The organism is Nitratireductor aquibiodomus NL21 = JCM 21793, assembly GCF_000615975.1.
Taxonomy (GTDB): domain Bacteria; phylum Pseudomonadota; class Alphaproteobacteria; order Rhizobiales; family Rhizobiaceae; genus Nitratireductor; species Nitratireductor aquibiodomus.
Genome location: NZ_BAMP01000192.1, coordinates 1 through 977 on the forward strand (window position 1 = coordinate 1; position 977 = coordinate 977).

Here is a 977-nt window from a genome sequence, read left to right on the forward strand (position 1 = left end):
GGCGCAGCGCATGCAGCGTTCGCAGCCCTCAACCACGGCACCACCATGGCCGCCCATGCCGTGCGTGGCGGAGACAGCCACGGCTCCGGTTCTTCCGTCAATCTTTCCGAAAGTGACCGCTCATGAACATCTTCAAACGACCCGCCGTGCATTACGGCAAGACCCCGCAACCCGAAACGCCCTACCAGCGCGCCGAGCAGGACTGGGACGACCGTATCGGCTCCTCTCGCGTGCAGGCAAAGAACTGGCGACTCGCCTTCTTCGGCATGCTCGCACTGTCTGGCGGCTTGGCCGGCGGTCTGGTCTGGCACACGGCGCGCGGGACCGTCGTGCCGTGGGTGGTGCAGGTCGATAATCTCGGCCAGGCGCAGACCGTCGCTCCGGCCACCGCCGACTATCAGCCGACGGACCCGCAGATCGCTTGGCATCTCGGCCGCTTCATCGAGCAGGTCCGCTCGATTCCGGCCGACCCGATCATTGTCCGCCAGAACTGGCTCCGGGCCTATGAATGGACGACCGACCGGGGCGCGGCGGCCTTGAATGACTACGCCCGTAGCAACGACCCCTTCACCCGCGTCGGCCGCCAGCAGATCGCCGTCGAAGTGTCGTCGGTTATCCGCGCGTCGCAAAGCTCCTTCCGCGTCGCCTGGACGGAAAGGCACTACGAGAACGGTCAGCTCTCCACGACCGAGCGATGGACCGCGATCCTGACCGTCGTGATCCAGCCCCCGCGCGACGCCGAGCGGCTGCGCGCGAACCCGCTGGGAATCTACGTCAACGCAATCAACTGGTCGCGGGAGATGGGCCAATGACCGGCACGACTTTCCGTAAAGCCGCGCTTCCGGCTTTCCGTAAGCCCGCCTTCGCGGCTTTGCTGCTTTCAGCGACGATGCTGGCGGGCTGCGCCACCAACCGCACGCCCCAATTCGCCTATGACGCCGACGTGCCGCCGCTGCCGACCGTGCGGACAACCGCCG

1 protein-coding gene and 1 pseudogene are annotated in these 977 nt (G+C 66.6%); both read left to right on the forward strand.

The window, feature by feature from the left end; all coding sequences use genetic code 11:
- The first annotated feature begins 122 nt into the window (after positions 1–122).
- A complete protein-coding gene (gene trbF / locus JCM21793_RS23135) occupies positions 123–812 on the forward strand; it encodes a conjugal transfer protein TrbF (RefSeq protein ID WP_025031880.1) in 690 nt (229 codons plus the stop codon).
- Positions 809–977 (forward strand): annotated as a pseudogene (locus tag JCM21793_RS30800) (P-type conjugative transfer protein TrbG); the annotation flags it as partial. The gene trbF and the pseudogene JCM21793_RS30800, both read left to right, overlap by 4 nt.

Excerpts from the sequence above, each read along its gene's own strand:
- trbF (WP_025031880.1), top strand. The coding sequence starts at position 123 with ATGAACATCTTCAAACGACCCGCCGTGCATTACGGCAAGACCCCGCAA.